Genomic DNA, 26,409 nt, shown 5'->3' with positions numbered 1-26,409 from the left:
CCGCTACATGCCCATCAACTTAAGAAAAATAAATGTCCCAAAAATTATAAAAGGAACAAATTAATTTACTCCTTTTTTACTTGAATTCCACATGACATTTAGTATCAATGATTCCAAAAGCAACTTTACATGGGAACGGATTTTTTCCTATTGAAGCAGCGTGCATACATGAAAGCACCCAATCATCCAATTCTAAAGGTAAACGGAATACTTGGATACTACTATCATCGTTTTTTACTGTTACGATTGGTGTATTTACCCTATTTGTAGTGAAACCGTCAGTTGTTATCATTGCTACTGCATCATTATTATGAAAACCAGCGCTTAAAACCTCGTAAATTATTCCATCATTCTCATTGATAATCATAGGTATATTTAAATAGGGATAGTTATTTATATCATTATGAATAACTGTTCTTGCTGCATTCTTTTTTATCTGATTCCCTTGCATTTTATACACTCCTTTATAACAATACAAACGTTTAAATCTATTCTATTTTACATCCAGTATATCCGAAAATTGTAGTGTCAACTTATTATAAAAAGCATCCGTACATATGATAGCGCTATTTAGCGGATCTATATCGATGATGGTCATATAGTTAGTAAGTAAATAGCCGCCTTCATAATATGTAATTAGTATTTCTTCTTCGGACAATAAGGAACATAAAAGCATGTTCTTAATCAGTTCCTTTTCTTCAGAGGTTAAAATGGGAGATGCTCCTTTATTTTTCTCTTTGATCATTTCACGAATTCCGGCGAATTGCGCCCATTTTACCATTCCTCGGCCTTGTTGCATATTAGCGTTGTTCATGCTTTGTGTCCCCCTAACAGTGTGTTTCTGTATCTTGCTGTTGCATTATTTGTATACGAAATTCCTCTTAATATGCTATTCTCTCCAAATTTTGTGCGTATTTCATCCGTTACTTTCGTTAGCTTTATTTCTTGTTCTCTTTGCGTGACATTATCAAAAAGTGAAATTTGTTCTTCTCCTTCTTGAAGTAGGTTTGTTAAGGATATGTTTGTGCTACGAATGGTTTCGCCAGTATATTGCTGATTTGAACTATCTCATTTTTACTTCGTTTAGAAGAAGGAATTCCTAAGTAAAGAGTTCTATCGAACTCTAATTTATTAGGCTAGTTCCACAGTTCTTGCGGTTAGAAGCCTTATCGTTGCATTCTTTAGAAGGAATCATCTTGGTTAAAATGATAAAAAATGTGAAAATCGACATCTAAGATGACCCTATTCAGTAGGATTAAATAATTGTACATTGTAATTCTTTTTAAAAACAAAAGAACGTTAGTTCTTATTATACACGAACGTTAGTTCTTTTATAAAGAGGTTTAAAAAATTTTTTAAAATTAATTTTTTTGTTAAAAAGAATATGTAACAAAGGGGTAAAATCCCTAACAATAAAAAAGTAGTGGAGAGATAATGATATTGATATAGCATATTTAAGAGACATAACTTTAGGAATTTTTAAACGTTTTATGAGTTCAGGAGTTGGTAGATATGATTCATATAGATATTGATATGTTGATTTATCAAAAAGTTCAACAGTTCATTAGCTCCAAATTATACATAAAGGAAAGATAATATTTTGTTCTGATGAAGAGTGAAAGTTCGATTTTGAAATGCAGGCTTTAAAAATGTATTTAAAATTGAATGAGGAATAATAAATTAACGGAGCAACTTCCAGTGACTTCATAAAAGATGCACTAAGAGAAATTCCATTTACGTATGTCTAAAATACAGAATTTTACTTAAAGATTGTGAAAAAGTGTCTTTTTATTTTCTCAACTGTTGAATTGCTATAGAACAAGAACTCTTCCTATAGCAATTCATGAGTTTAGAGGAGAGAAAAGTATATAAATAATTAAAGTTAAATATTATAATAATATAGTGAAAAGGACCTCTGTTTCATTAAGAAATGTGTATGTTCTGATTTGAAATTTAAGATGTATGAAATAGCCACTTGTATATTGAACGGCGTTGAAGTTACGCAAGTAATGAAAGCCAACTTAACTTATAGGTGAAATCTATTTAAAATGAAGTTAGGTTCATACATAAGTTATTTGGAAGTGCGTCATAATCTGTCATTAAATAGGCTTTATTGGGTCTATATTTCTATCAAATGTTTTTTGCAACTGAACCCTTTTTTAATTTGCTTCAAGCCAATTGTAAGAAGAAAAATGAAAAGTGGTTTCATGGGTTTGTTGGTTTTCTATCTTTTTCAGTTTTTTTACTTCGTTTTGACGCTTAAGAGTATTCTCTCTAATACGGTCTACAAGATTATTAGCGAAAAATGCAGGTTCATATTCAATTACTTCGCCTTGGGATAAATACTTTTTGACGTTCATAGCATGTTTACCTATTGCATTTAATACATCTACCTTGTGGAATGTTGTAATTCCAGCTTCTGCAAGTATTTTCTTCACAACATTAATTGCCTTTAGATCGGGACAGATCCCAACTTGTTCAAGGATAGGATTTAATAAGGCATAATTATTCTTTTGTAAAACAATATTATTTTTAAGTTCTTCTATTGGTTCTTCATCTATTTTTGTTTTAGAAGATTTATTTGGATATGTATCATTCTCGTTGGGATAAATCTCACTAAGGTCAAGATAACTAGAATAAATATTATTAGGATGTACTTTTTCCTCCCCTAGGGGTGGAGTTTTCTCCTCACTAAGGGGTGTACTTTTTCCGTCACTAGGTACCGGGATTTCTCCTTCCCTAGTACCGGAATTTTTCTTATCTACTTTTTTTACACCGTATTTATCTATGGCAGTAGCTATACACTCTTCTAATGTTTTTAATGGTTCTTTCTTCTTTTTCTTACGCATCTTAACATGTTTGTAGTATTCTTTTTCACCTAGGAAATGTGCTAATGACGCTCCACTAGGATCGGGTTCATTCAAGTAGATTCGATTAGCGCCTCCATCTACTGATTCTGTGGATACAAGTTCTTCAGCTATAAGCTCTTCCATGAACTTCGTAACAGTTTTGTTTGAAATATTTAATGAGAATTCGATTTCTTGATTATCTAAAATACAATAAATATCACCTTTTTCATCTACGAAGGCAGGCGTGTCGTTTCCGTTATCAACTGAAATTTGTGTTGTATATATAGATAAATTAAATCGATCTCTTATTAACATGTATAGTAATTTCGCACCGATACTTAAATTCTCACGATATTGTTTTTTCCAAATGAAAACTTTGGGTAGTTTATAGAACTCTTCGTTTGGTATATCTTTTATATTAATTCTCTTTTTTAACATAAAAAAGCCTCCAGATTCATTGGTAGTATAATAGTTTGCAAAGGACAAAAGATTAAAAAGATAAAGAGCAGTATCTTTGTATTATTAAAGATGATAGATTTTCATAATAGAACAAATACAAATTGAAATATTAATTTACGCATTCCAATTTTAGACTCAAAACGAAAATATAAGTGTTCTTACTTTTAAATTTTGTCCTAGGCTCGATGTGGCGAACATCGCAGCCTATTTTTTAGGTTAATTTTTATGAAATGTCTCGAAAAGGTATTGACAAATCGGATTTAATGATGTTTATTTTTCTTGGTTTTATCATACAAGGGACAAATAGCGATTGCAATCACCTTTTTTACAAATACTAACTTTAGTTATTTAATGACAAAAATGTTATTTTAACTAAAAAACAATATTAACTTTGTTAATCTAGTGTTTATTCAACAAAATAGGATATATTTTTATTTGTTACATGAATGAAATATGTCGATAATGTCATTTATCTGAAAGATAGGAAAATTAAGTGAGATATGGTTTTTGTAATTAAGTAGGGGCTAAAGCTCCTACTTTTCTTGTGTTTTTAAAGTTTACAATTTTTTTCTGAAATGAAGTGGTGCTTTTGATAAAATTACTAGCATTTTTTAAATCAAGTGTTTATGTTACCTACATTAAGAAAACATTAGGAGGAATTATTTTTGAAAAGCCTTAATATTACTATTTATACAATTAACAGTGCAGAAGGAGAAAGGGTTGCAGAAAAATTAGCCAAGTACGATTTAATGGCGACAAATAAACATATTGTACGAGATCGTTTTACTTTTACCGAGTTCAAAGCTTTGTTAGCGTTAACAGACAACGGTTTAGATGACTTATTAACTCAACGTGGTAGTACAATTGATTTTCTTACTGAACAAGGGATTGATCTTGATGACTTAACGTTACGTGAAGCATACAATGTCATTCTTCAAAATCCGAAGTTGCTAAAAACAACTATCTTGACAGACTGGAATAGGATTGCATTTGGGTTAAACGGTACGAAGATGTTCCTTCCACGACATTTAAGAAAGCAAGAACAACGGAAGATGTACTTAAAACCAGAAGCACAAATCGAGTACGAGGAAGCTAGTTGAATATAAAAGTTACTAATCATATGTAGTAATTTTAAAAAAATTTCGACTTAACTAAAATATTTTAGTGTATTCCTAATACTAGTAGGGTTAAAGATATAATTAATCACCTTGTTAGTTATATAACATTACATACATTAAGAATTCATAAGGGACAAGTTAAGTGTGAAGATTAGTATGGCGAATTCTTGAAGAATATACCAAGTTTTTAGAAACAATTGCAATATTCTTTTGCATTGTATTGTCAATAAAGATTTTAACCAATCCTTAGTATGTGAAGGTTTTCTAATTATCTATACAGAATTGAAATCATTACCTAATAGGAAGTATTAGGTCTTTATTATTGGCAGGGTAAAACGGATGTTAGAAAATATTTCAATGGCAAAAGAACATGTGGTACTTCGGGACATATTAAGTGTAGTAACGAACTTGCTGTGATTGAGGGATTGACTAATGTAGTAAGTAGACTGTAATTACATACTTGATTAATAAGACATATTTAGCATTTGTTCGCAATTTTCAATGCATATTTGAAGTTATTAATTGGAGTAATAGATTGTAAAGGACCTGTTTTGATTGAATGAGAATTGACTTCTCGAATCAGTGGTCTTTTTTTTATTTTTAGTGGATTCTACTGTATTCCTCTATAAAAATATAATCTAATCTATTGAAAAAACAAAAAACTATGTGATAAAGGATTTTTCAAATGACAAATATACTAAAAGAAATTTATGTAAATAACGAACTAGATGTACTAGTAGATACTAATACGGAGGTGTTAGAAGCAGCAAAACTAATGAAGAGACTACAATCTCATATTAGCGAATTCTCCTACAATTTAAAATCTAGTGGAATGCAGGAGAAGGAAATTGTTTGTGGTGGACAGATTCAGAGTATTGTAAACATGAATAATCTAAGTGATACTGCGGGTGCTAATATTGTCTATGTAACACTTAATGATGGTTTTGGTGAGCTATTAATTGTGGTACCAGTAACTTTATGGCAGAAACTCAGTGCTAAAAAAGGTGATGTTGTAATTGCGAGTGGGAAAATGTTTGCCTTAAAAAGAGATTGTAAATTCAAATCAAAGGCAAATACAGATATTATTGTTTCACATGGATTTGAACCTTTTCGTGTGTTAGTGAGAGAAATTAAATTATTACCAGAATAAAGCGTTGGATAACGTCTTATTGATTTAATGAAAATTACAAGTGTACAATTTTCTTCTGACCTATTGACTTTTTGTTCTCAAATGGTTTTGTTTGTACATGCAAAAAAATATAACGTCGAATCCTCTTAAAGCGACTCAAAATAAGAGGTAAGATGAGGTGGGCTGATGCACTTCATAAAATACAGTCTGTAGTCTTAAAGAATTCAAAAGGAATATGAACAGATTGACAACAGAAGAATTAGGACCGGTAGAAGGTAGTGTTCTGGATGCAGTACCAGATGTAGTTGTTCCTCACGTATCTGGTTTTCTAGTTAGAGGAATTATACATTAGATTGCATTACATTAAAAACAAAAGAAGATTTCTTAAACACTAATGAACACCTCTTAATTAGAGTGGATTTTCATATTTTTGAAATTGCAGATAGCGAACGCTATATAAATCGAGTAACAAATAACTAAGCAAACTAAGACAATACAGGAGGATTTTAACTATGCAAAAAACATTAGCTAAAGAATACATTGAATCTGTAGCAAAGGCTTTATTAGAAACATCTCCAAGAGAGGTAATAGAATTTAAAACAGTATTAAATTCACACCCACAAGGTAATGAAACTCATGCAGGGATAAACGAAGTAATTTCTCGTATTTTCACTGATCCATTATTGACAGAACTCTTATCTATTGTAGGAATTGAATCTGAAGAGAAAACAATACAAGAACCAATTCTTGCTAGCTTATTAGCTTCTCAAATTTCAACTCAACAACTTTCTAAACAAATTCGTGAACAAGTAGCGAAAGTAGATATGGATTCTTCAGTAATGATTCCTTACATGAAATTAGAACCAAAGGCTAATCTTGCAGCTTTCATCAAGGAACAAGCTGCTTTCAAAAAACTTGTAGAAGATATAAAGGCTCAATCTGAAGTGAATACCAAAGAAGATTTTGCTGCAAATATTAAAAATCAAGTAGAACAACAAAGACCTGCTAAGACTACTGAGGGAAAAATAAAAAGTATCCTTGATGAAGTTGTTAACGAAATTATTGAAGACGGAGCTGCTAGTCAAACAGTCTGCTTAGACCCTAGTGGAATTAAGGTTTACGAAATTCTATTTTCTTCTGTTTTTTATAAAAAGGCAAATATGTTAGGTTTTAAAGAGTCTGTAGAGTACAAGCACGAATACACAGCATATATCCTAAGTGAACTTGCTACTTATTTAGTTGAAGAAGAAGGCTTTAAACTATCCTTTGAGGTGGTAGAAGATAAGGTAGTAGCAGGTTTAGCTTAATAGCCTGGTATTAAAGAGAATATAGGATGGAAAAGGCTACCCTTATTTTCTGGAAATAGTGTAGTAGACAAATGGTAAAAACAGTGCGGTACAGAAAAAAATAGACATATCAGTTCTCTTCATTTAGGAGCGCTCAATAAAGTAGATTAAGTTTAACCTTGAACTAAACATAGGAAGTGGTTAATTTAGTCGTGCATTTTAATCTATACGGAGGTGTACGACTATGGCCATTCCAGTTATACAAAATCTTGTGGCTGCAAGTAAATATCCAATCAAAGCTCCTTATTCTATGAACGCAGAGTATATTACAGTGCATAATACGTATAATGATGCTCCTGCAAAAAATGAAATAAATTACATGATTGGAAATAACAATGAGGTTTCATTTCATTTTGCAGTAGATGATATTGAAGTTATACAGGGTATTCCAGTTAATCGTAATGCTTGGCATTGTGGAGATGGCGGTGGGAATGGAAACCGAAAATCTATCGGTGTTGAAATCTGTTACTCGTTGTCTGGTGGTCCAAGATACGAAAAAGCTGAAAGTTTAGCAATTAAATTCGTCGCTCAACTGTTACGAGAACGCGGATGGGGAATTGATCGTGTGCGTACTCATAAGAGTTGGACAGAGATTGGTGTTCGAAACGGTAATTCTAGAGCAGTTAAGAATTGCCCACACCGTATCTTAGATGAAGGGCGCTGGAATAGTTTCTTAGCAGCAGTACAAGCTGAACTTACTGGTACGGGTGCAACTATAGCACCACCAGTAACTCAACCCCCATCTTCAGATGGTATTGGTGTTGTTGAGATTCTTGTTCCAGAACTTAATGTAAGGGAATTTGCTAGCTTTGATTCACGAGTTGTTAAGACAGTGAAAAAAGGTGAAATGTATCAAACTTGGGGACTATCTAATGGTCTATACAATGTTGGAGGAAACCAGTGGGTGTCAGCAGGTCCTGCTTATGTTAAGTTTACTCCTGCAGGAAGTTCTAATGGAAATCCAGAAAATTTAGCTGGAAAACGTGATCCAATTGGGAAAATTACAACTACTGCAAATCTAAACGTTCGTACACAATCTTCTACAGATGGGGATATTATTCGTACTATCCTTAATGGAGAAACGTGGAATATTTACGATATTAGTGATGGATGGGCGAGAGTGCATGATGGTTGGGTTTCTCTATCTTATGCAAATCTAACAAGATATTAATTTCCAAAAAAGTAGGCACATGTTGTGTCTGCTTTTTTATTTAGATAATTTAAAAGTTATTATTGACTTTATTTGATTATAGGGTTTTATTAATAATCCAGCAAATATATTTAAAATTAAATTAATAGATTTTAGGATGGTCTTCGCTGTGAGGAAGAAGACCCTAGTATTCAATACTAGATTAGGGGAGTGGTAGGAGCCCTTAATTTAAATATAAAAAATAAATACCGGAAAATAAAAGAGAAGTACTTATGATTTTAAATATTATTTCTCTTTCGCTTAGCTGTTAGAGCGCTTATCTTACACACATAGAGTTACAGGTTCAAGTTTGTCATTTTAAAAAATTATAGTTCTATAGCTCTGCATAGCCTATGCGGTAGCACGGATTAAAATACCGTTTGGGTCGTTTGTTTTTAATAAAACGAAAAGGAGTTTGATATTAGTTGAAAACATTTTTAAGCAACTTAGTCCCCAGGGTTTATAAGACTAGAAATACAATAATTATTTATTGGCTAGGTTATGAATTAGTACTAGGTAACTAATGTAACGATAATACTACAGATAGATATACTAATGGTCGAAGAGGATTACTAGCTAGGTGGGTAGTAGTTGGTAAGGTTTACGCGATTTTGTAACCTGTTCTTTCTGGTAACTTATGATTATTCTCTCGCTCGTACTATTAACAGATTAGATATATTTAAAATAATATATACGCCTAATGTAAAGAGTTTACTTGTGTAGAAAAAAACTACGTGGGAAAGCTCTTTTTTTACCTTGATTTTTAATTTTTAAGTGCTTACGTTTTGAGAGGAGTTATTTATTAACAACTCATAAAAGCAGTTTGATGTTGTTTCATTAAAAACATTTTACTATAACATGAAATGTTTAAGAAGTACTTCTATTTTCATAAATCATGACACTACTAATGATAATCATATTTTAATAGAAATATGTAGGTACTTCTTTCAAAAAGATAGTAAATAAACTATCAACAATCTCCTTTTAATAAACTTATAGAGAAAAATTGGGGAGAAATGTAATCTTCACGTGTCATAAATAGAAGTAAAGTTTTTATACAGGATTTTAAAGAAAAGTAAAATCTCCACTAAATTGGCTGTATTTCTGTTGTTAAAACAGCTTCATGACCATGTGGCAAATGAAACATTTTTACCAAATTAATTAAACATTAGTTGGAGGTAATTTATTATGCATCAAATTATTACAATTACAGGTCGCTTAACTCGTGATCCTGAGAGTAATACGTATGGTGAAAAGACAGTTTGTCGTTTTGCTGTAGCAGTAGATGATGGGTATGGAGATAAAAAAACTACTGATTTCTTTAATGTATCTGTTTGGGGGAAAATGGGTGAAAAGGTACAAAGATACCAAAAGAAAGGTTCTGTTGTGCAAGTAATCGGTAAAATGAAATCTTCTAAGAAGGATAAAACTACGTACTGGGAATTACGCGCAAATAACATTGTATTTTTTACCTTTGATAATAATAGTAATCAACAACAAAATAACTTTGAAATGTTCACTGGTGACATAAATATCAGTGATGATGATTTACCATTTTAAAGTAGGTTATTTATTGGTGGAGGTGATTATATGAGTGATCAGAGAAGGTTACGGTCGGAGTTAAAACAAGGGCTCCATCAATTTACGATGACCCTTTATAATTCTTATAGACAAACTTTATCGCATGAAAAATCTGTAGAACAAATATCCAACTGTTTAATAGAAGAGTATGAATATGTAACTAAACAAGTCATGAAACAAGAACAAACTTTTAATCTTGGAAGCCTTGTTGAAAAGGTGGAAAAACGTGCTAAGGATGAAAAGGACCCCGTAAAACAGTTTGAGTTGTATGAAGATGTGGAAATTCTATTGCGTGCACAGGAACTTGTTACAAAATACGAAACGGGGAAGGATAATAAATGAATATTGCAAAATTAATGTGTGTAATTAATAAGTTTTGGTTTTGATAATAGAATGTTTTGTCGATTAAAAGATGATATGACCCATTTCATATCAACAAAGAAAGATAAATTTATTATGAATTATAAAAATTTTTTTACTCAGTCACAAAACATTAAAGATTGATTTAATACAGTACTTCCTATAAGAGAAGCCAATACCTTTGAAAATAGATTATTTCTATTTAATAGATGTAAAATTTGTTTTTGGAGGATTTGATTATATTCAATTTAGGGGTGAACAATTAAAGGATAAAGATTTTGTTGTTATTGTTAGTCAGCAAACTTATAAATTGTTCCTACCAATAGTTTCTCATCTTTATTCTACGCGCATTCATAATACACACAATGAAGTAGATTCATACTTTCCTATGTTAGACAGTTCGGAATGGTCAACTAAAATACATTTCTATTATAAAAAAGTGAGGATTACGACCATTCGTTCAGTATATATTTTTTGAAAGGAAGGGTTAGCTATGCTAAAGAATCGTTCATGTTCATGGTGTGATAGCACCGGTATTACGGAGAAAGGATTTTGCTGTATGTGTAAAGGGAAAGGGTATATGGAAGTAATTGATCAAGCAGTGTTTGCTGCAAAACAACAACCTAACTTATCATGTCTTATCCGCGCTATTTCTAAGCATACGACTCCGGAGCAATTTTCAAACATCATGAATGATTGCTAAGTCTTAGCCAATTAGTTCAAGAGCTCCTTGAAAGAGGCTCCCTTTTTTTAGAGTTAATACCCTTAACTAAAGTAAGGAGAAAGGTAAATGTACTAGGGTTAAGATGTTTGTAAGTCACTTGTTTGGTTTATATATGTATACAAGTTTAAATTTACCAGTTAATCATGATTATAAGGAACAAGAAAGGGTCTAACCTGGCCTCCTAAAATTATTAACAACAGCAATATTAAAAACCGCTACATTGAAATCCCTCGATTAATACTCTAAAGAGATGTTTGAAAGAGGGATTTCAAATTAGGGGATGAAGCTGTATCAGAGGATATAGTTCATAAGTTAATAGAAGCTTAAGAGTAATTAAAAATTCCTACTAGCCTTGAGAAAAATAGTGGATTTAAAAATTGTAGAACTTGGATATGTGGTTAAGGTAAATTATGATAATCGTATGCACCAATGAGTGAAACCTAAATAGCAACAATAATAGAACTTGTTTACTCTCCCTTAAGAACATGATTTTGTAAATGTGATTTAAGTTGGGAGAAGAAAAAGTAGGATATGGCTCTAATCTCTGTAATTCGTTATGGTGATTAAGTACCATATCTTCTTTTTTTGGGGTGTTGCATATGTTTAAAGATGTTTTAATGGATAATAAGGGGGCATTAATTCGAATTATTGTCTTTGTACTAGCTTGGTTGAATCAGTATTTGACTTCTAAAGGCTATCAACCTTTACCTGTATTAGGTGAAGCAGAAGTTGCTGCTGTTGTTACATTTATCGCATCGGTGCTGACATTGATAAATGATAACAAGGTAACGTCAAAGACAAAAGAACTTAAGGAATAATGTCATCTTGTAAGACGGGCTTAAATGCTCGTCTTATTTTTTTACCGACTTATTGACGTTTTCAAATTAACTGCTTACGTTTCTATTGAGAGTTGTGAATAGGGGGGATTTGCATTTATGAGTACTTACATTACCAAATGAAAATACAGCATTTAAATTGTAGCCACCAACTATAATAAATGCGAAAGTTAGGCGTTAAATCCATTTGAAGAAGTTGAGAGTTGTGAAGAAAATTTAATAGAAAATCAATTAGATAGAAAATATTTTTGTATAACCGAAAGGGGAAGCTCAAGATGATAATTACAGAACATGCCGTCAGGAGGTATAAGCAACGTGTTGGAAAAAGAACTGCTTCTAAGAAACGTGTTGTAATGCAAATTAATCGAGATCTTGCTCGTGATGTAAAATACCGCAAACCTTCTAAGGTTAAAAATCATTATATATTAGTAACATCTAGATACCAAGCTGTTTGTTACAAATCTAGAGTTGTTACTATCACTGGTCCGAAAGATGATGTTACCAACTACAAGTATACCACTCGTTGTGATCAGGAGTTGGGTCTTGTTGCATAAGTGTAGTAAGAAACAAATGGCGAATATGAGAATGTAGCAATTTGTAATTATGTAAATAGATTCAGCTTTATAAGAATACTAAAGGAAGGGGCTAGAAATTAGAAACCAGAAAGAAAAGCAAACGGCTGGGAATGTCGTGTAGAAAAATAGAGATTTAAAACCAGGGATTACTTAATGGTAAAAGATAAAAAGGCTATAAATACACATTTTAAAAAATAATTATTAATCCTAAGTATTTGTTTTTAAATATACATTTGAAGTGTTTTGAGAAAATTGCCCCCACTCCGTTATTTCGTTTTGATGAAAAATATCTACTTTATTTATCTAGTGAGATCATTCAATCAAGAAATAAGAAAATCCAAGAGGAAAATGAAAGGATAAATTAGTGAGAATGTTTAGAAAGATGACAATGATTTCATTGAATGTTTATGTAAAGTTAATTGGTATCTTAAAATGGAGTATGGCAAAATTATTAGAGTGTAATGCATATGTTTTTATATCTTAGGGGTGAAAAATTTGAATTCAGCAAACTTGGGTTGGTTTATTTTATCTCAAACAATTTTGGGAATTGGCAGTTATGCAATTATGTGCGCTATATTCTGTTTAAGGTTCCATCGAAACATTACGATAATTTCTCTACTTTCATTTTTGACTAGTATTATTAATTACTCCATCTACTTTAATAAACAAGAAGGTATTGGTTATTTAGTACCGATTATAGGAATGCTGATAACTTTCCTTTATTTAGCTGCTATAGAGAAGCTTTCTATTATTTGGGCACTTGTAGTGACTGTTGCAGGAGGTGTCATTATACCTCTTATTATTCAAATTATGATCATATTTGCTTCACTTGGATTTTTTAGTCCTTCTGAATTGAAAGAGCATATTTGGAGGAATTATGCAATGGATATTACATCTGGTTTTAGCTATGCTTTATTAGCATTTGTTCTTTATTCTCAAGAGTGGACTTTTAAATTTGATTTCGAAAAAATACGTTTTAAATATGAGAAATATATAGTGATAGGAATTTCTCTTGTTGCGGCAATTGTTCTACCTGCTTCAATGTTTATGACACATGTAAAAGGTACTGATTTGAATTTAATATTTTTAACTATTAGCTCAACTTTAGTATTTATTCTACTTTTAATATTTTCCATAAGAAAAGAACGGACAGAAAAACAGTTTGACAAAACAATTAAGGAGGTAAAAACGAATGCTCAAAAAAATGATGTTTAATCTTTCAATGGCTGCAACTAAGATGTCTATTACTAGTAGTATTTCTTGGTGGTGGCAATAAATAATTAATGAAGAGGGCAGGCATCTTTATGATGATGGCTTTCTTTTTATAGATAATAATCAGATTTATTTGTAAATAAATAAAATGTCATAGAATCTTCATTCTAATTTAATTAGTTTTTTTATGTATAATATGGGAAAATTAAGTGGTACCAGTAATTATATCCACGGGATAATTTTACAATAAATGTAAGCGGGAATGTCTATCTAAAAAAGATGTCCATGTGCTTATAATTTTTAGACAAGGTTCAGTTGGAAGAGTAGTAGGTTTTAATAATATTACTGAAAGAAGCCGAATTCACCATACTTATTCATATAACAAGGGAGTAGTAAATAAAATGTCAAACAAAGATAAATCAAATATATTTGAAAAAACATTTGGTGAACTACTAGAAAACAACAAAGAAGAGAATGATGCGGTGATTTATCAATCGAGAGATAAATTACAAGAGGTCTTGTTAAGAGCAGAAGGGAAAAAAATCTTATCGCATGAAGATAGGGAAAAATCAACTGAGGGGTATATTTCTCCTTCCATTAAAGATGAAAAGTTGGAAGAGTTTGTAGGTGAAATGCCATTACCTCCTATTAATAGAGAACAAGAATCAAGGGCTGTATCTATTGGTTTACAAGAAATTCGGGAAATGAAGGAGTATATGCTGTATATTCATCGTTATATGATTAATGAATTTAATCGAATTTATGCTTCATTTCCAATTCTGTTTGCAAAAGACTTTGAAGATAAATTCGGCACTGCTCATAAGGAATTAGCCACAATAATGGAAGATATCGAGCATTTCATTATTGGAGATATTTATAATGTAGAGGCAGTGAAAAATGATTTTAAACTCGTTCAAATCCTCGAAGGAAAGCGGCTTTCAATCCTCTATGATTTTTTAGAATATCAAAATAATAAAAAAATACAATAAAGACTTGTAAAATCAAGTGTAAGTGCTTATATTCTGTTTGGACATTTTATATTATGGTGTAAATGATTTTTAAGGTAAAACAACTGTTACAAATTTTGCATAGGGATGAGGTAGTTTATATGGAGAACAAACAAATCGTATCATATAATGCACAGTCAAGAGGTCATAAGACAAAGGGGAATACATACAAAGAACGTTACGTCGAGAATACATGCCCGGAGTGTCAAAATCCTCGTGCATATAAAGATGAATGGAAAACAAGGATTAAGTATACATGCTTAAAGCGTGCTTGCCGTCATCAGTGGTTCGAAAAGAAAGAGTTTCCTGAAGTTAAAGAATAAAAATAATGTATAAAGAGTCCGTTCTTTTAGGAGGGCTCTTTTTTATTTTACTTCTCTATAAAAACTTCTAACCTTCTCACTACTGTAACAACAGAAATATAATAATGAGAGGACTTGATTCAAAATGAAAACAAAAATCAAAAAGGGAAAAATAATACAGAACTGTTTAAAAGTCACGGCAGCAACCGTAGTGGCTAGCGGTGTAGGATTTCAATTTTATGAGATTCAAGAGTTAAACAAAGAAGTGAAATCCTTAGAGAAAAACCATAAACAAACTGTCCTAGAATTAAAAACCGCGAATGAAAACAACAAAGTATTAGAAGAACAAAAAAAACAAATTGCAGCTAATACAGAACAGCTTTCTATTGAATTAGAAGAAATAAAAAATGAAAACGAAGCTATGAATGAGGGGAAACATCAGTCTCAAGAAGAGAATCAGAAACTTCAAGCAGAGAATGCAGATTTAGCTAAGCAATTGCGCGAAGCGAAGGAATCTGCCAGGCCAGTGATGCCTGAAAAAACATCATCAGACAAATCTGATCCTCCTACTGCTAAAGATACTAGTGTTTCTAAAACGATTATGGGGATTGGTACTGCTTATACATTAAACGAGCCAGGAGTTACAGGTATAACAGCTTCAGGTAAGACAATACAACCAGGTATGATTGCAATGGATCGCTCGGTTCCAATGGGAACAAGAGTAAGAATTACATGTGATTCTTATCCATATATTAATGGAATTTACACTGTCGAAGATCGAGGTGGTGCTATAAAAGGAAACATAGTAGACATTTATATGACAGATGCTGACAGAATGAATGACTTTGGACGAAGAGATATCAAGATAGAATTTCTTAACTAGTTGATGATATGGATATCATTGGGCACGGTTGCTGAGAAAATCAGGAGAACATTAGAAGGAAAAGCAATTTTGGTATAACTATTATTTAGGTAAACAAACTGAAAGAAGTACAATGAATAGCGTAATACTTTATATTAAGAAAAATAGAATTAAAAAAGTTTTATAAAAATGGCCCATTGTATTATTTGATGGGCTATTTTTATGCATTCCTCAAAGAACGCGAAGTAAGTAGGAGAAGATGAGTTTGTTTCGGACAAGAGATGACAGGAACCATATTAATTTTTCCACGTACATAAAGTGGTACTATATACCGAATGTACGTTTGGTGTATAATAGACCTATATCGAAATGGAGGTGAAAGAAATGAGGCGCAATAAAGTATCTAAATTTTGTATCTAACCAAATTAAGCACAGGCACTGGTAACTAATAAAATAGTTAGCTATTTACATGTTATAGTCAATCACTTTCTATTCTCTTTGGGATAACGTATACAAAGATACAGGGAAAGGTTTGACATATGGTATATGCTTTCATAAACTTTCTGCCATGAAGAAAGTGTTTATTTTGCAAAAAGAAGTGGATAGTATTGCGATTCAGTCGTCTATTTGCAACATTGCGGATGCAAATACACTTTTTTTCAAAAAATAAACAGTATCCTGGGTTTCAAATCTAATAAGAACGAAGGAATCTTCTCATTAAAATAAACAGCTAGTAAAGGTAGCTAGAATTGATTAATATATGGAAAATTATTTGGACAAAGTCTCAAATTAAAGAATGAAGCGATAAGGTTTCTAACTGCATGGACTGTGAAGATGGTCTAATAAATTAGAATTCCAGAGAAATCTTTATTTAGGAATTTTCTCTTCTAAACGAAGTGAAAGTGTAGGCAGTTGAGTATAGTATGTAATATAAATAGGAAGGAAAACGTTTTTCGACTAAATGAAATAAAAGTCTATACATCAGAAGAATTGAAAGATAAAATGGAACTTGACCTAAACCAACATTTAAAACAGGTAGTTGAAATGCCGAGTATGCTAGGTGTTTAACTAAGAATGGATTATGAAAGTATTGCTTCTATTTCAGATTGGTATGTAAATAAGAAAAAGCTATCGATTATATTGGCAGAAATACTGAATTAATTAGATTTTTTCTATACGATGACGTACTTAAATGTAGGATTAAATTCATTCGTGGCAAATATGTCGTGAAAGATGATTGAAGTGTGTAAACATTTATAAGTATGCTTTCAATCTTGAATAGGTAGGGCAGAATTTTAGGAATACGACAAAAGTGAGAAAATGAAGCACAATGTAGAATTACTCCAAGTTTTAAAAGAGGATTTAAGCAGAAAAGTTAATGTACATGTAGTTATAAAAAGTGTTTCACGTATAAAGGTTAAAAAATAATATGAGGAATTTGGACGATACTTACAAGATTGAACGTTACTCGTAAGTAGTACCTTTTACAGACATTAATTGCATTATGTACAAAAAAATTATGGAAAGATAAACGAATTCACTGCTTAATTTCGCCTTCTAACAGGGGATTTTTTGCGTTGTTTTCAAACATTTCGCACTTAAAAGACCTGTGGGAGGGAGAAAATTGTACAGATTATTATTACTTGAAGATGAAGTTGAAATCGGTAGCACACTTGAAATGATTTTAAGAAGCGAAAATTATCATATTGATTGGTTTACTACTGGTGATGAAGCAGTGAATGCTGCTGTATCTAATGATTATGACTTAATGATATTAGATGTCATGTTAAAGAAAACAGTGGGAGAGTTAAATACTCGTATTTCAAATGGCCTTGAAGTTGCAAGGTTAGTGAATCAAAAAAAGAAAATTCCATATTTACTCCTGACATCAAGAAGCGAACCGCTAGATATTATGCAAGGCTTAGATATGGGAGCAGAAGACTATATAACAAAACCATATGACTTAACGGTGTTGCTTGCGAGAATCCGAACAGTTTTAAGAAGAAGTTATAGTAACGATATTTCTAACGGAGGAATTACTCGATGCGGTAATATTGAGATTAATTTATTAACGCACAAAGTAATTGTTGAGGGTAAGCATGTTCATTTAACTAAACAACTTTTCGAATTATTACATTACTTCATCATTCATAAGGGACAAATTATTTCTAAAGAAGAATTATATAAAAATATTTGGGGATATGATCCTTCAGAACTTCAAGAAACAAATACTCTGGAAGTAAATATCCGTAGGTTAAGAAATTCACTTGATATTGATATAATCAAAACAGTTCGAGGTAAGGGTTATGTTCTTGAAGTCTCTAGTTGCTAGAAGGATAAAAAATAATAAATTACATATGAAGATAATGGCGGTGGCAGTCATTGCTGTTACCTTAATTACAATACCCATTCAGCTACTATTTTTTATTTCTGTTGTTTTAAAAAATGGGGAAGAAGCGTTTAGTCATATCAAGTACAGAGCGATTCAGATTGAAAATGAAGCTTGGAGAATTGGCGGGGTTGATAAGATACAGCAGGAATTTTTTGATGGAATTCTATTAAAAGGTGAAGAAATAAAAGTTTCATCTGCAGCAAAAAACACTGAATACACTTTCTACATTAAACAAAACGAAGAAGCAATAAGTAGTGTAGATAAATACTTTGCAGCCTTTTTAATAGAAACTTTAGTTAAAAGACATCAAAAAGAAATAAATAAATTAGGTAACATATCAATTCGTAACGATGAAGCAAACGGCCTTTATTATATGAGTTATAAGCATACTTTTAAACATGGAGATAATAATGAAACAATTATAGTAAAAAGAAACGTAACACCAATTGTTATAAAGCTAATAGAGAAATATCAAAAAGAATTTTTTATTTACTTATTGTATTTCATTATTGCTATAAACATATTTATCTATTTTGGGCTTGGCCTAGTATTTCGCTTCTTTTGGAAAGCTCTTGATAAATCATTTGTGGAGTTAAAAGAAAAGGATTACAAGGCTAGAATAGACATAAAGGATAGTTATGGAAAAGAAATAAGCAATGTTCAGCATCAAATCAATGATATTCTCGAGCAAATGCAAAATCATATTGAAGTTAATATAGAGTCCATGCAGGATGTTTCACATGAGGTAAACAATAAGTTAACCTCAATTAAACAATCTATTGATGTGCTACGATTTTACGGAACAAATAATAAACTAATTGTAGAACAAAAATTAAAGTCAATAGATGATAATATTGAACAAATTACAAAAGTTATGTCTACATTTCTCGATCTTGCAAAATTAGACCGGGGAATTTATATGGATGCTACAAAATCTCGGGATGTAAAAGAAATGATTGAGAATTACCTACAATATATAAAAAAGGTTTTTCCTGATTTTGATTTTATTGGTAAATATGATGTAAGCTCGCCAATTATTCATTTTAATAAAGAACATTTTGTATTAGCCTTAAATCCTATCATTGAAAATGCAGTTAGGTATTCATTGCATAGTAATGAGATAGTCATTCATATTCGAGAAGGTAAATATTCAAACTATGTATATATTGATATTATTAATTGGGGTATTCAAATTGAAAAAGAGGAAATCCCACAGTTATTTAATAGATATTACAGAGGGAAGAATATTGAAAATTCAATGAAAGGGTTCGGAATGGGTTTAACAATATCCAAAAAAGTGATGCATTTATATAAGGGGAAAATTCATGTAAAGAGTTATGAAGATGGCAAAAACATTTTTACATTAATCATACCCTTGCATCAGGAATCGAGAGGTGATACCTAATGGGAAATAAGATTAGGAAATTTCTCAATAATTTTGTGAAACGTGATAAACTACGTGTGCAAGTAGTTTTATTAACCCTTATACTTGTTCTTGTTTCAGCAATACCAGTCAATTTATTTTCTATTTATAATGAGCTACAACTAACAACTCAAAGAGAATTTGAATCTATGTTTTCCAGGGTAGAGAAAATACAGGACAAAATAGTTTCTTCAGGAATAGGTGCATCACAGGAACTTGATTCTGAGTTCTTTAAGCAGATTAGCTATCCAGGTGAATCAATGAAAATTCGCATGGGTGAACAAGGAGCACAAGATTATCATTATGCAGCTGAGTATGAACAGAATGATAAATTTGGTATGTTTGAAGCTCAAATACTGACCTTATTCGTCCCAACCTTTTTTGATTCTATTAAAGCACATATGAAATCACTAGATGCTACTGCTGATAAAGATAGTTATAGTTTTTATATTGATGAAAAAAATAAAGCATATGGTGAGATTTTACATTCTTTTAAACATAAAGGTCATTATGACACGATAATCATAAAAAAAGATATAACACCTAATTTGAAGATGCAAATGGTTAATAGCATGGAAAACTTCTTATATATGTTCATTTGGTTTTTCTTCTTTTCAGTTGTGTCAGTATTAGTATGTTTAAAATTTATTTTTAAACCATTACAAAGTGCAATTGATTCAAGTTTTGAAAATGTAGTAGATAATAATTATCAAACAAGGATTGAAGATCCTTTGTATGGAGAAGAAATATCAAAAATTGTTCATCGTTTTAATGCAGTATTAGACAGGATGCATGAGCTTGTACAAAACAATCTTAATTCCATGCAAGATGTATCGCATGAGATAAAGACATATCTTACGGCAATCAAACAATCTGTTGATGTTATTAAAATATATGGAAAAAGTGATGATAAACTAGTTGCTGAAAAACTAAATGCTATTGAAGATAATATAATTAGGGGAACGGCCATTATATCAACTACGCTGGAACTAGCCCGTTTGAAACAAATCCCAAATATTGATAGTGCCAATTACTATGACGTGAAATATTTAGTAAATTTCTTGTTAAGATTTAAGCAAGAAACCTATCCGAGTTTTATTTTTGAGACAGACTATGATTCTGAAGAAGTTGAGATATTTATAGACAGGAACCATTTTTTCTTAATGATGAATCCAATTCTTGATAATGCTGTTAAGTATTCAATGAATTCAAATATAGTTAAAATAGATACCATTTCTAAAAGAACTGATAATATGGTATATATTTCTATCACCAATACGGGGGTTGTTATTGATCAAAAAGAGATTCCTTTTCTCTTCGATCGTTATTATCGTGGGAAAAATTTGGGGAATTCAAAACAAGGATCTGGTTTAGGCTTGACCATAGCTAAAGAAGTAATGAATCTGTATAAAGGTCGAATAACTGTTCATGGCACAGCAGATGGAGTAACATCTTTTATATTAAGTTTTCCAAAGGCCATTAGAAGAGAAGACTCAGGAAATTTATCCTGAGTCTTTTTATTTTGATGGTGAGAAATAATAATTATATAGATACATTAATCTTAGGTGGCAAAGTATTTGTTGGAGTAATTTGAAAAATAATTTTTGGGGATTATAACTAGGGGCTGGACTATTTCTATCCCAATCTACTTCAAACTTGCTGTACATTCAAACAATAGAGATTGAATGTATTCATCTTGTGGAGCTTTAACGCTCGTATTTTTTTAAGTGGGCTAAGATATACTCCATTTTTGCAGTTGAGTCATTTGAATTTTGTTTGCGTTGGTACTCTGCAATTTCTTGGAATAGGCTTTCTTCAAGAGCTTGAATGTCATCTCTATTATAGTTCATTATTTCATCCATCTCCAATGTATATATGAGGTTGAGCAAGTCATCAATTTTCTCTTCATCTACTATAAGTCCGGAGAATTCTTCAAGAGATAAATCTACCCCTATATTACCACGGTAAATCTTCAAGCAACCACACCTCCCTTATGTAAGTCTACAAATATCTAACATAGACAGCACCTCTGAAATCATTGTATCTCTTAATTTATAGATGAAAATGATTTTATAGGAAGTGTCTTATTTCTTTACTTTACCGGTACTATAAAAGATTTTACGCTAACTAATCGTGTAGATAGGTTCTATCTCAGTCCTATATTTTTTTATATTCTCCAAAAGAGTTTCAATTCACTCAATTCTTCTGTATTTTCTTTTTAGAGAGTTTTTAAGAAGAGAATTTTTAAATCTTAATTCAAAACGGTTATATCGTCGTTATCTGTCATTTCTATAACTTTTCACCTCAAACGTTAATAAATTTAAGCACAATAATTCCTTCCTGGACTAACTTATTTTAAGAATTTGAACCATTAGAAATGAGGGTGTAAAGTATTATCTCAAATATTTAAAGGTGAGTTAGCTCAATTTAGCATTTATAAGAAAAGGTACCTTTTAGCTTTTTAGCAAATGTGGTATAAAGGAAGATGGAGTGCTTGAGGGAGGAATTAGTCATGAATAAGCAAGAAGCGATAGAGATCATTAAGAATTCTTTTTATCATTTAATGTTCGAAGAAAATGTTAAAGTGGGTTCAATTAATGTTCTTTTGTATTTTCCATCTATAGGCATAGCAGTGTTAGAACCTAATAAAGATCGAAGACACTTACTTACAGAGGATAATATTGAAGATATGGATGAACTCTATATTAAAAAAGAATTAAAAGCTAAACCCATTTATTTAGATTTTGAAAACGATGAATTCAATATTGGATTTGTTATCAATGACATACTGTTGGAGGCAAGATTTGCACCAGCAGAGAATTTTTTGGAGAGTAGAGGTACCTAAGAGAAGGGGGTTAATTATTACATAACTCTTTTTGAAAGTCTCAAAATTTAATTATTGAGTCCTATTATAGGAGTATAAGACTTATCTTTCTTGATATGTACCTCACTATAAATGAACTATACTTGAAAGAAAGAGACGTATTTACGTCTCTCTTTTATTTTGAGGAAAATATAAGGTTTGTGAATTTCTGATATAACTCTAAGTTAGAATGTAACGTTTTAAAATCAAAAAGAGCTTGTTCCTCTTAATTATTAAATTGAAAAGTTAGGCGAACAAGTTAATTTACTAGAAGAAAGCACAGTGTTTTATAATCAAGTCCAACAGAGTGTGTTGTAATAAAATGTTTAGGTAATAGGTTTAAATATTTTATTCATTGTGAAATTAAAATAGTGGACACAGTAAAGAAGACTATGCTTCAAAAGGATTAAGAAAATTTGTATTCATAGAGTTTTTCCCTTCTTTAGAACATCTTAAAATTAAAGAGAGAAAAGAAATTTAAATTTTTATTTATTTGGTAAAAAATATCAAAATTTTGTTTTAATTTCTTATTATTTTTTATATAATAAGAACATAAGTTCGTGAAAGGTAGAAAAATCATAAACTAACAGAACAAGAGGGAATAGGAAAATGAGAGAAATGAGATATGGGTTATCGGGATATTTAGCACCGGATGGTATTTTCTATGAATGTGACTACGGTAAGCATAGCGAACTTGCCAATGAGCTTATTGAAAAATATAAAATAAAAAATAAAACAAACTATAACGAAATTGCAACTAGAGGAGAATTTTTAAAATTTGGCACATATCCTTGGTCAAGTAAAGAGGGGTGTAGTGGTTGCCACGTTTTTAAAAGTCTATTCCACCCATTATCTAATAAGCAATCTATATGGATAAATGAGAATTTGGATAAACTTACTGACAAGCAACGTTCTGAATTGAATAGATTACTTGATCAAGAAGAGCTCATAAGAAATAAATTAGCTATGGAGAGTAAGAAAGATGTGGAAAAAATACAGATTTCATATAGAGTTGGTACAAGATTATCAGCTGTTGGTGTTTAACGCTAACATTTTTATTAATTTTACTTAAATAGATAAAAAGTATTAATTAAACAGTTATTGATGCGGTCTTCGGAGTTAATAAATTTAGGGAAATGACAGCCTAGAAATACTAGGTTTAATCAAAAGGAAATTAAATTGTGGGGATAAGAACAATTAGAAAAGGAATTTGACTTATACTTTTCATTTGATAACACTTGCTTGTTTAAAGCACATTAACTTTGTGTATTGAAGTGACTTTGAGGTTTCGAAATAAAATGTAACCGTAATGGATAACAAACTCATTTTGGTGCATTTACTAAAATTTTTGAATCCGATGAAGAAGTTTATGTTCCAACATAGCATAAATAACATATAGACGTGTATTTGACGTGGTACTATATGAGCATCATATAAAAAGAAAACACGTCAATTAAAAACATATTATGGTTAATCTAATGATATTAATTATTTCAGGTGTATACAGTAGATGCCAGATGATATCTTCTCAAGATACGAGGTATTTGGGGGTTTTTTAAGAACCTATTAAATGATTCCAATCTACATATCGATTAATTATGCTGGTGATGATGTATTTCTTTCGTATCTTACAATAGTGTATAACCTGTTTATAGGATTTGAGCTAAATCCTTAATATAGTATTACAATTCTTTGTATAAATGCAGGCCGTTGAGTTTGCGGACACGATCATATTCAAGGTAATTTTGGAAAAGAAGATATTTAATTTCATATGAATATAATTGGTTGCCCGAATTATTATTCTAATTACCTTGAAAAAATGTAATACCAGAAGGGGTGAAAAATGAACACAAACCATTTGGTATTAAAGCATTTTATAATTTAGGCATAATAAAAAACCACGATTACTCGTAGTTTTCTTTTTTACTAACTTTAATCTTAACACTTTCAATTTCTTTCTCTAGATAATCAAAGTTTTGAGTGACTTTGTTTTCTAAGCTAGTGAAATTGAATTGTACCTCTTTTAATGTTGTAGCAATACCTTCAAGCTGTTGGGTGTTCTTCTCTAAGTTTACGAATAATTCTCTTTCACGATTGTCAGAGCGAAGCCGATCTTCCGCTATCATTTTATAATGGTCTTCACGCTGTTCTTTCATGTTTTCATTCATAGAGGTGATTTGTTCCTTGTGACTATCACTAACACTACGAACATATCCCATAACCTTTATGGACATAAAGATAACAAATAGCATGATAATCGCAAAGAGAACCATAAAAGGTTTATCACCCTCAGTAATGCTAACAAAAATCTTTTCGATAATGCCAATTTCATCCGGAGTCATGCAGCGACTACCTCCTTATCTGGAGCTAAATTTGTAATCCGTCGCAGTAGTTCATCATGGGGCAAGGTTTGCACATGAAACTTCACCTGCTTTTTTCGGTACGAACTCCTTTTAGTACGCCCTTAAGGCGTTTTGCTTTATTCTCGTCTCTATATAAAGACAAATGTTTATCTGTGCAATGTAAAAATAAAAAAATTAATCAAGCTTAGATTAGAATAGTTCATAAAAAGGATAATAGTAGTTACTCGTAGACTATGTTTGAGGGGAAATTTAGAGGAAGTATCTGTTTTGTTATTGTTGATTTTAAAATTAATAATTTGAATCAAGCAATAATTGTGTGATTCAATTGATGAACTTTCCAATCAGTTTAAATTCGTCTGTTAGGAATAGGTTGTCTTAAATGGGAATAGTTATTTCGGGATATCTATGTTTTCTTTGTAGAAAACATAGATAATTTCTATACCCGGATTTAAAATCTGTGATGTTTGTTGTTGGTTTATTCATATACGTGAAGGGAAGAAGTGTCTAATTGCTTCAAAAATCAAGTAATATTGGTACGTATTTTTTTTCAAACTATTCAATCGTATCTTCACATTGTTTTACTGTTGCTTCGTAATCAATCTCGCTCATCTTTTGTTCTTCTTCTATTAATGAAGAAATAGATTTTACCAATTTTTTAGCTAGTAAATTGTCGGAGTTTTTGAGTCGATACAATAATCGAACCTTGTTTTGAAAAGAATAGTTCGCCCATTCGTCTTCTCCGATATATATATTAACTTGTGGTTTATCTGAATTATTGTTTTCAATGTATTCGATCATTTTTTAAGCGCTCCAATTGCTATATTCACTTGCGGGATCTTCATGAGCATAAGAACCACAAACGGGGCAACCTTTTGTATCTCGCTCATCAATTACATACTCAATTACGTACTCTTGGGAACAGTTTAAGCATTCTACCCATTTTTCTGAAAATTCATATTCTTTTCTTTGACTTTTCAATTTTTATCACCTCTCTTACACGTATACAACAACCTTTAGTAATGTATATTGTCAATTTCTTGTTTGGACAATTCCTAACTGTAGTTCATGTTTAGTATTGATTTTTTAATAAAGGAAAGGTTGTAATAAGTTATTGTAGAGAGGTGGTGTTGAAAATGAATTATATGAAGAAGCTTGATGAAGCGATTGAGTTATTCAAAAATTTAATTAGTGCAACTACAAATGAAGCAAAGTCGGCTGTTCTTGCAACTAACCAGGACAACGAGATTGCTGATAAACTTTTAGTTCTTTTAAAGAATAAAACGTTATATCTTCCAGCTCTGACTTTGTTGCCGTCCATTACTAAGAATGACAGCAATAAACGTTTAAGGAATTATGTTAGCTTTGTTAATGCTATTGATAAGTTAGAAGGAAAAAAGCTAAATGCATATGTCTTTGATTACGTACTTCGTCATATTGATGAGGAAGAATTGAAAATGTACAAAGCTATTTTAACGAATGCTGACTTAGTACCAGTTGTTAAAGAACCAGTTGATGAGACTGTGTTAGAAGAAAAAATTCAAGAAGAAGTGGCTCAAGGAGAAAAGGTTCAAGAAGACGTTGAGTCAGCATAATTCTATATTTATGAGAAAACAAGCGGATAAGAGTTTCGGCTTGTTTTTTTTCTTGACTTTCTTCTAAAAAAGGTTATGTTACAAACGCTCCTGTGAGAGAAGCAAGACGTGAGACCAAAATGAATAATCAAATGCTTGTCCTTGCTCTAATGGTGTTATGGATGAAATTGTAAATTTAAAAAATCCTCACAGAAAAAACAACTATGACTCTAATCATGAATAATAAG

At 31.2% G+C, this 26,409-nt stretch carries 27 protein-coding genes and 2 pseudogenes; 21 read left to right on the top strand and 8 right to left on the bottom strand.

Annotated elements, in window-relative coordinates:
* Positions 1-76: 76 nt before the first annotated feature.
* The 4 genes and pseudogenes from C3Y97_RS17835 to C3Y97_RS17820 form a co-directional block, all read right to left on the bottom strand.
* Complete coding sequence (locus tag C3Y97_RS17835) at positions 77-451, bottom strand: hypothetical protein (RefSeq protein ID WP_071741009.1); 375 nt, start codon at positions 449-451, stop codon at positions 77-79.
* A gap of 42 nt (positions 452-493) precedes the next feature.
* A complete protein-coding gene (locus C3Y97_RS17830; RefSeq protein WP_071741010.1) occupies positions 494-814 on the bottom strand; it encodes a YolD-like family protein in 321 nt (106 codons plus the stop codon).
* Positions 811-1,059 (bottom strand): annotated as a pseudogene (locus tag C3Y97_RS17825) (Y-family DNA polymerase); the annotation flags it as partial. The gene C3Y97_RS17830 and the pseudogene C3Y97_RS17825, both read right to left, overlap by 4 nt.
* Positions 1,060-2,159: 1,100 nt before the next feature.
* On the bottom strand, positions 2,160-3,287 hold the full coding sequence (locus C3Y97_RS17820; protein ID WP_000914744.1) for a replication initiator protein A: 1,128 nt from the start codon (positions 3,285-3,287) through the stop codon (positions 2,160-2,162).
* 686 nt (positions 3,288-3,973) lie between these two features.
* Between C3Y97_RS17820 and C3Y97_RS17815 the strand changes: the two genes are divergently transcribed.
* The 18 genes and pseudogenes from C3Y97_RS17815 (at position 3,974) to C3Y97_RS17730 (ending at position 20,875) form a co-directional block, all read left to right on the top strand.
* Positions 3,974-4,408, top strand: coding sequence for an ArsC/Spx/MgsR family protein (locus C3Y97_RS17815; protein ID WP_000838805.1), 435 nt, complete (start codon positions 3,974-3,976; stop codon positions 4,406-4,408).
* Between the two features lie 703 nt (positions 4,409-5,111).
* On the top strand, positions 5,112-5,576 hold the full coding sequence (locus C3Y97_RS17810; protein WP_000181810.1) for a hypothetical protein: 465 nt from the start codon (positions 5,112-5,114) through the stop codon (positions 5,574-5,576).
* A gap of 491 nt (positions 5,577-6,067) precedes the next feature.
* Positions 6,068-6,862, top strand: a complete 795-nt coding sequence (locus tag C3Y97_RS17800; RefSeq protein ID WP_001172955.1) for a hypothetical protein — start codon at positions 6,068-6,070, stop codon at positions 6,860-6,862.
* Positions 6,863-7,085: 223 nt separating this feature from the next.
* Positions 7,086-8,072 (top strand): N-acetylmuramoyl-L-alanine amidase, encoded by a 987-nt coding sequence (locus tag C3Y97_RS17795; RefSeq protein ID WP_001007308.1) that lies wholly within the window; start codon positions 7,086-7,088, stop codon positions 8,070-8,072.
* 1,206 nt (positions 8,073-9,278) lie between these two features.
* Positions 9,279-9,650, top strand: a complete 372-nt coding sequence (locus C3Y97_RS17790; protein ID WP_000553952.1) for a single-stranded DNA-binding protein — start codon at positions 9,279-9,281, stop codon at positions 9,648-9,650.
* Between the two features lie 30 nt (positions 9,651-9,680).
* Positions 9,681-10,013, top strand: a complete 333-nt coding sequence (locus C3Y97_RS17785; RefSeq protein ID WP_001283602.1) for a hypothetical protein — start codon at positions 9,681-9,683, stop codon at positions 10,011-10,013.
* Between the two features lie 199 nt (positions 10,014-10,212).
* The gene (locus C3Y97_RS28380; protein ID WP_002098167.1) at positions 10,213-10,509 is read left to right on the top strand and encodes a dihydrofolate reductase; all 297 of its coding nucleotides are present in this window, start codon (positions 10,213-10,215) and stop codon (positions 10,507-10,509) included.
* Positions 10,510-10,524: 15 nt separating this feature from the next.
* Positions 10,525-10,734 carry a hypothetical protein gene (locus C3Y97_RS17775; RefSeq protein ID WP_000916955.1) on the top strand — a complete coding sequence of 70 codons (210 nt, stop codon included), beginning with the start codon at positions 10,525-10,527 and terminating at the stop codon, positions 10,732-10,734.
* Positions 10,735-11,372: 638 nt separating this feature from the next.
* A complete protein-coding gene (locus C3Y97_RS17770; protein ID WP_227069120.1) occupies positions 11,373-11,573 on the top strand; it encodes a phage holin in 201 nt (66 codons plus the stop codon).
* A 293-nt stretch (positions 11,574-11,866) separates the two neighbouring features.
* Complete coding sequence (locus C3Y97_RS17765) at positions 11,867-12,145, top strand: hypothetical protein (protein WP_000587333.1); 279 nt, start codon at positions 11,867-11,869, stop codon at positions 12,143-12,145.
* 507 nt (positions 12,146-12,652) lie between these two features.
* Complete coding sequence (locus tag C3Y97_RS17760; protein ID WP_225989755.1) at positions 12,653-13,381, top strand: hypothetical protein; 729 nt, start codon at positions 12,653-12,655, stop codon at positions 13,379-13,381.
* A 284-nt stretch (positions 13,382-13,665) separates the two neighbouring features.
* Positions 13,666-14,367, top strand: coding sequence for a hypothetical protein (locus C3Y97_RS17755; protein ID WP_225989754.1), 702 nt, complete (start codon positions 13,666-13,668; stop codon positions 14,365-14,367).
* A gap of 119 nt (positions 14,368-14,486) precedes the next feature.
* Positions 14,487-14,708, top strand: a complete 222-nt coding sequence (locus C3Y97_RS17750; protein WP_000428645.1) for a zinc ribbon domain-containing protein — start codon at positions 14,487-14,489, stop codon at positions 14,706-14,708.
* A 124-nt stretch (positions 14,709-14,832) separates the two neighbouring features.
* Complete coding sequence (locus C3Y97_RS17745; protein ID WP_000850214.1) at positions 14,833-15,570, top strand: 3D domain-containing protein; 738 nt, start codon at positions 14,833-14,835, stop codon at positions 15,568-15,570.
* Between the two features lie 417 nt (positions 15,571-15,987).
* Positions 15,988-16,251: pseudogene (locus C3Y97_RS28190) on the top strand (hypothetical protein); the annotation flags it as partial.
* A 922-nt stretch (positions 16,252-17,173) separates the two neighbouring features.
* On the top strand, positions 17,174-17,881 hold the full coding sequence (locus C3Y97_RS17740; RefSeq protein ID WP_000286077.1) for a response regulator transcription factor: 708 nt from the start codon (positions 17,174-17,176) through the stop codon (positions 17,879-17,881).
* Entirely contained in the window at positions 17,856-19,346 is a 1,491-nt protein-coding gene (locus tag C3Y97_RS17735; protein ID WP_000479029.1) for a sensor histidine kinase, read from the top strand. The genes C3Y97_RS17740 and C3Y97_RS17735 overlap by 26 nt, the downstream gene beginning before the upstream one ends.
* Positions 19,346-20,875, top strand: coding sequence for a sensor histidine kinase (locus tag C3Y97_RS17730; protein ID WP_098806132.1), 1,530 nt, complete (start codon positions 19,346-19,348; stop codon positions 20,873-20,875). Before C3Y97_RS17735 ends, C3Y97_RS17730 begins: the two co-directional genes overlap by 1 nt.
* A gap of 195 nt (positions 20,876-21,070) precedes the next feature.
* Here C3Y97_RS17730 and C3Y97_RS17725 read toward each other — a convergent pair whose 3' ends face one another.
* On the bottom strand, positions 21,071-21,340 hold the full coding sequence (locus tag C3Y97_RS17725; RefSeq protein ID WP_000708630.1) for a hypothetical protein: 270 nt from the start codon (positions 21,338-21,340) through the stop codon (positions 21,071-21,073).
* Between the two features lie 536 nt (positions 21,341-21,876).
* On the opposite strand from C3Y97_RS17725, the gene C3Y97_RS17720 reads away from it, so the two are divergent.
* Together C3Y97_RS17720 and C3Y97_RS17715 are read left to right on the top strand one after the other, a co-directional pair.
* A complete protein-coding gene (locus C3Y97_RS17720) occupies positions 21,877-22,209 on the top strand; it encodes a hypothetical protein (protein WP_001041141.1) in 333 nt (110 codons plus the stop codon).
* Positions 22,210-22,836: 627 nt separating this feature from the next.
* Complete coding sequence (locus C3Y97_RS17715; RefSeq protein WP_001208833.1) at positions 22,837-23,271, top strand: hypothetical protein; 435 nt, start codon at positions 22,837-22,839, stop codon at positions 23,269-23,271.
* A gap of 860 nt (positions 23,272-24,131) precedes the next feature.
* Here the strand turns inward: C3Y97_RS17715 and C3Y97_RS17710 are convergent.
* From C3Y97_RS17710 to C3Y97_RS17700, 3 genes are all read right to left on the bottom strand, one after another.
* Positions 24,132-24,569 carry a hypothetical protein gene (locus tag C3Y97_RS17710; RefSeq protein ID WP_000186692.1) on the bottom strand — a complete coding sequence of 146 codons (438 nt, stop codon included), beginning with the start codon at positions 24,567-24,569 and terminating at the stop codon, positions 24,132-24,134.
* 573 nt (positions 24,570-25,142) lie between these two features.
* Positions 25,143-25,388 (bottom strand): hypothetical protein, encoded by a 246-nt coding sequence (locus C3Y97_RS17705; protein WP_000575194.1) that lies wholly within the window; start codon positions 25,386-25,388, stop codon positions 25,143-25,145.
* Positions 25,389-25,391: 3 nt separating this feature from the next.
* Positions 25,392-25,568 carry a hypothetical protein gene (locus tag C3Y97_RS17700; RefSeq protein WP_000842045.1) on the bottom strand — a complete coding sequence of 59 codons (177 nt, stop codon included), beginning with the start codon at positions 25,566-25,568 and terminating at the stop codon, positions 25,392-25,394.
* A 155-nt stretch (positions 25,569-25,723) separates the two neighbouring features.
* Here C3Y97_RS17700 and C3Y97_RS17695 point away from each other — a divergent pair, with 155 nt between their 5' ends.
* A complete protein-coding gene (locus C3Y97_RS17695) occupies positions 25,724-26,182 on the top strand; it encodes a hypothetical protein (protein ID WP_001108693.1) in 459 nt (152 codons plus the stop codon).
* Positions 26,183-26,409: the final 227 nt, after the last annotated feature.

It is taken from the genome of Bacillus sp. DU-106, from assembly GCF_004799705.1.
GTDB classification, from domain to species: domain Bacteria; phylum Bacillota; class Bacilli; order Bacillales; family Bacillaceae_G; genus Bacillus_A; species Bacillus_A cereus.
Note: the sequence above shows the minus strand (reverse complement) of the source record. Positions and strands in the feature narration are given on the sequence as shown.

What these genes read in the sequence shown, in the direction of transcription:
- C3Y97_RS17835 (WP_071741009.1), bottom strand. Translation starts at nt 451, where the DNA reads ATGCAAGGGAATCAGATAAAAAAGAATGCAGCAAGAACAGTTATTCAT.
- C3Y97_RS17830 (WP_071741010.1), bottom strand. Translation starts at nt 814, where the DNA reads ATGAACAACGCTAATATGCAACAAGGCCGAGGAATGGTAAAATGGGCG.
- C3Y97_RS17820 (WP_000914744.1), bottom strand. Translation starts at nt 3,287, where the DNA reads ATGTTAAAAAAGAGAATTAATATAAAAGATATACCAAACGAAGAGTTC.
- C3Y97_RS17810 (WP_000181810.1), top strand. Translation starts at nt 5,112, where the DNA reads ATGACAAATATACTAAAAGAAATTTATGTAAATAACGAACTAGATGTA.
- C3Y97_RS17800 (WP_001172955.1), top strand. Translation starts at nt 6,068, where the DNA reads ATGCAAAAAACATTAGCTAAAGAATACATTGAATCTGTAGCAAAGGCT.
- C3Y97_RS17795 (WP_001007308.1), top strand. Translation starts at nt 7,086, where the DNA reads ATGGCCATTCCAGTTATACAAAATCTTGTGGCTGCAAGTAAATATCCA.
- C3Y97_RS17790 (WP_000553952.1), top strand. Translation starts at nt 9,279, where the DNA reads ATGCATCAAATTATTACAATTACAGGTCGCTTAACTCGTGATCCTGAG.
- C3Y97_RS17785 (WP_001283602.1), top strand. Translation starts at nt 9,681, where the DNA reads ATGAGTGATCAGAGAAGGTTACGGTCGGAGTTAAAACAAGGGCTCCAT.
- C3Y97_RS17775 (WP_000916955.1), top strand. Translation starts at nt 10,525, where the DNA reads ATGCTAAAGAATCGTTCATGTTCATGGTGTGATAGCACCGGTATTACG.
- C3Y97_RS17770 (WP_227069120.1), top strand. Translation starts at nt 11,373, where the DNA reads ATGGATAATAAGGGGGCATTAATTCGAATTATTGTCTTTGTACTAGCT.
- C3Y97_RS17765 (WP_000587333.1), top strand. Translation starts at nt 11,867, where the DNA reads ATGATAATTACAGAACATGCCGTCAGGAGGTATAAGCAACGTGTTGGA.
- C3Y97_RS17750 (WP_000428645.1), top strand. Translation starts at nt 14,487, where the DNA reads ATGGAGAACAAACAAATCGTATCATATAATGCACAGTCAAGAGGTCAT.
- C3Y97_RS17745 (WP_000850214.1), top strand. Translation starts at nt 14,833, where the DNA reads ATGAAAACAAAAATCAAAAAGGGAAAAATAATACAGAACTGTTTAAAA.
- C3Y97_RS17735 (WP_000479029.1), top strand. Translation starts at nt 17,856, where the DNA reads ATGTTCTTGAAGTCTCTAGTTGCTAGAAGGATAAAAAATAATAAATTA.
- C3Y97_RS17730 (WP_098806132.1), top strand. Translation starts at nt 19,346, where the DNA reads ATGGGAAATAAGATTAGGAAATTTCTCAATAATTTTGTGAAACGTGAT.
- C3Y97_RS17720 (WP_001041141.1), top strand. Translation starts at nt 21,877, where the DNA reads ATGAATAAGCAAGAAGCGATAGAGATCATTAAGAATTCTTTTTATCAT.
- C3Y97_RS17715 (WP_001208833.1), top strand. Translation starts at nt 22,837, where the DNA reads ATGAGAGAAATGAGATATGGGTTATCGGGATATTTAGCACCGGATGGT.
- C3Y97_RS17710 (WP_000186692.1), bottom strand. Translation starts at nt 24,569, where the DNA reads ATGACTCCGGATGAAATTGGCATTATCGAAAAGATTTTTGTTAGCATT.
- C3Y97_RS17705 (WP_000575194.1), bottom strand. Translation starts at nt 25,388, where the DNA reads ATGATCGAATACATTGAAAACAATAATTCAGATAAACCACAAGTTAAT.
- C3Y97_RS17695 (WP_001108693.1), top strand. Translation starts at nt 25,724, where the DNA reads ATGAATTATATGAAGAAGCTTGATGAAGCGATTGAGTTATTCAAAAAT.